This is a genomic window from Mitsuokella sp. AF21-1AC (assembly GCF_003458855.1).
Taxonomy (GTDB): domain Bacteria; phylum Bacillota; class Negativicutes; order Selenomonadales; family Selenomonadaceae; genus Mitsuokella.
Genome location: NZ_QRVW01000052.1, coordinates 1 through 3,028 on the forward strand (window position 1 = coordinate 1; position 3,028 = coordinate 3,028).

The window sequence follows — 3,028 nt, forward strand, 5'->3', positions numbered from 1 at the left end:
TTATTTTTGATCAACTGTTCAACTTCATTTTACAACGAACCTATAGATATCTTTGATTACAATCTAATTTATTGGTAAAATAGTATCGAGGTGATACCATTGAAATACTATACAATCAATAAATTTGTAAAAATCATCAGAGTCACCCCACAAACTCTCAGAAACTGGGATAGAAGTGGAAAACTTCATTCTCACCATACATCAACGAATGGTTACCACTAATTTCTTTGAAAACAAATTCATCAAGCGAAGAAGATGATTCGAGAGCTGGCAGGAGATGATTCAGATGATAAGGTCAATCCGAGTACAGCTGTTGCCGAATAATAAACAGAAGACTAAACTATTCCAGTTCGCTGGTGCTGCAAGATATGCTTACAATTGGGCGTTGGACAAGCAGATGGATAACTTCCGTGAAGGCCGCAAACTCCAGACGGACCATGAGCTTCGCAAAGCATTCACGCTCTTGCGGCATTCAGAGGAAAACAAGTGGCTTTTGGATATATCGAACAACGTCACGAAGCAGGCCATCAAAGACTTGTGCATTGCCTACAAGAATTTCTTCCGCAAGCAGAAGCAGCCCGGCTACATCAAGTATTCCTCGAAGAAAGTTACTCATTATACCCGCATCGGCAAGAGCTTGACCATCTATGATATGAACGGGCATCCCAAATTCAGGAGCAAGAAAAATGGGGACTTCCGCTTCTATCAGGATAATGTCAAGATCCAATTCACAGACACTCACGTCAAACTGGAGAGCCTTGCAGGAAGCAAGCGGAAGAACCGTCAGCGTTTGAACTGGGTTCGGCTTGCTGAGAAGAACCGTATTCCTGTCCGAGCCAAATACACGAACCCACGGATTACATTCGATGGAGAGAATTGGTGGCTGTCGGTAGGAATACAGATATCTCGGGCGCTGAAACCTTTACGAGGGCTGTTCTTTGTTTGCAAGAAACAGCAGCCTGCTCATACAGAAGGGATTGGCATTGATTTAGGCATCAAGGACTTGGCGATACTCTCTGACGCCACGAAAGTCGGGAATATCAACAAGACCCGTGCAATAAGAAAACTCAAGAAGAAAAGACGCCGGTTGCAGCGTCAGGTATCTCGAAAATACCAGATGAATAAGAAAGGAGATAGTTACTGCAAAACGAGCAACCTTATAAAAAGTGAAAAGCAGCTTTTGCGGATCAATCACAGACTGGCAAATATCCGTCAGAACCACGTTCATCAGGCTACGACGGCAATCATAAAGCGAAAACCAAGCTTTGTATGTCTCGAAGACTTGAATGTCCGTGGCATGATGAAGAATCGATATCTATTCATAAAGATTCAGGAACAGAATCTTTATGAATTCCGCAGACAGATTGAATACAAGGCACAATGGGCCAAGATACCTGTTATTATAGCAGACCGATGGTTTCCAAGCTCTAAAACTTGTATCGCATGTGGCCATGTGAAGAAAGACCTGAACCTGTCGGAACGGATATATGTCTGTCCTGCCTGCGGCAATGTAATCGATCGTGACTTCCAGGCAGCACTGAACCTCAAACGTTATGGGGAAGCAGAGCGAATGATATCTGCAAGCTGATGGAAAGAAGTCCATGTAGATATGTACCGATTCGTTAGTCGGGAACAGACTTGCCTCCTTATGAAAGCAAGGAGTATCATGTCAAAGCCTCCAGAGCATTATATCAAACGCGAGTAGTTGATCCTTCGGGATGGCAAAAACGGATGCGATGAACGAGGAATGAAACGTAAAAGTCAGCTTTTGATTAATGGTTTATGGCTTTTTATAAGTTTTCAGTAACGGTGATAATTATGAATATCAATACGGATAATCTCATTCCCATGACGGAAGCCAATCAGAACTTTTCAAAGGTTGCCCGCATGGTGGACCAGAAGGGATCTGTCCTTATTCTGAAAAACAATGTGCCGCGCTATCTGGTACTGGATTTCCAGAAGATACAGGAGGAGTCGCCCATGCCGGACGAAGATGTCATGGCCGTTTCCCGCCGGCTCATGAAGGAGAATAAAGAAGCATACGAGGTGCTTGCCAAATGATCCGTCTGACAAAGCATCAAGTCATCCAGATGCATGAAGAACTCCTTTCGTATACCGGCGGAACAGAAGGAGTGCGCGATGAAGGATTGCTGGAAAGCGCTCTTGCGGCTCCATTCATGATGTTTTCTGGCACTGAGCTGTTCCCGTCTCTTGAGGAAAAAGCAGCTCGTCTTTGCTACGGACTCGTAAAGAATCATGCCATGGTCGATGGCAACAAAAGGATTGGTGCGCATTGTATGCTTGTGTTCCTGGCGATAAATGGACAGACGTTGACCTACACGCAGGAGGAGCTATGGACCATCATTTTGGGCATTGCTTCTGGGGATAAAACACAGAACGACCTTCTCGACTGGATCAAACAGCATGAAACGGCCTGAAAGAAACATACTATTCATGTGTCCATGGACCCCTTTCGGCCCTGCGGGGCACAACCCGGGGATGCCCCCGGCATCCCGCGCTTCGCGCCCCCGTGCGCGGGGCTACGACGCTTGCAAGGACTTGCAGTTGAGTTCTGTTCTTCCCCGCTCTCCATGGACCTCTTCCGCCCCTTCGGGGCACCTTCCCCGTGCACGGGGAAGGCTGCGCGAATTGCTGCGCTCTTGCTCTGCCGAAGGGCAAGAGCCTGAGCGGAGGGATGTATTCCGCCTGGAGGCGCGCAGCGATTGCCCGCAATCGCATGGAGGGGACGAGGGAGCATAAGCGGAGCGTTGGTGCCTGGCGTCCTTTAGCCAGCCGACTTCGCGCAGCGTTGCTCCTTCGTCCCCGCCTTTCACATTTAGCCGCGCGCTGAAGCCGGAATACATTCCGCAGCGTCTTACCTCATCCGTCAGCCTTCGGCTGCCACCTTCCCCAGAGGGGAAGGCTGGGCGATGAGGTGCAAAACGAGCCCGACAGGAGGGGAATCCTGCCGGGCTCGTTTTTTACTGCAATATGGATGAAGCGTTATTTGAGGACGGCGCCGGTGCTG

4 protein-coding genes are annotated in these 3,028 nt (G+C 48.1%); all 4 read left to right on the forward strand.

Annotation, left to right across the window (positions count from 1 at the left end; all coding sequences use genetic code 11):
• The first annotated feature begins 90 nt into the window (after positions 1–90).
• Positions 91–222 (forward strand): MerR family DNA-binding transcriptional regulator, encoded by a 132-nt coding sequence (locus DWX75_RS11770; RefSeq protein WP_233519606.1) that lies wholly within the window; start codon positions 91–93, stop codon positions 220–222.
• Positions 223–286: 64 nt separating this feature from the next.
• Positions 287–1,588, forward strand: a complete 1,302-nt coding sequence (locus tag DWX75_RS11775; protein WP_118016501.1) for an RNA-guided endonuclease TnpB family protein — start codon at positions 287–289, stop codon at positions 1,586–1,588.
• Between the two features lie 230 nt (positions 1,589–1,818).
• Positions 1,819–2,061 (forward strand): type II toxin-antitoxin system Phd/YefM family antitoxin, encoded by a 243-nt coding sequence (locus tag DWX75_RS11780; protein ID WP_118016505.1) that lies wholly within the window; start codon positions 1,819–1,821, stop codon positions 2,059–2,061.
• Complete coding sequence (locus tag DWX75_RS11785; protein WP_118016502.1) at positions 2,058–2,438, forward strand: type II toxin-antitoxin system death-on-curing family toxin; 381 nt, start codon at positions 2,058–2,060, stop codon at positions 2,436–2,438. Before DWX75_RS11780 ends, DWX75_RS11785 begins: the two co-directional genes overlap by 4 nt.
• The last annotated feature ends 590 nt before the right edge of the window (positions 2,439–3,028 follow it).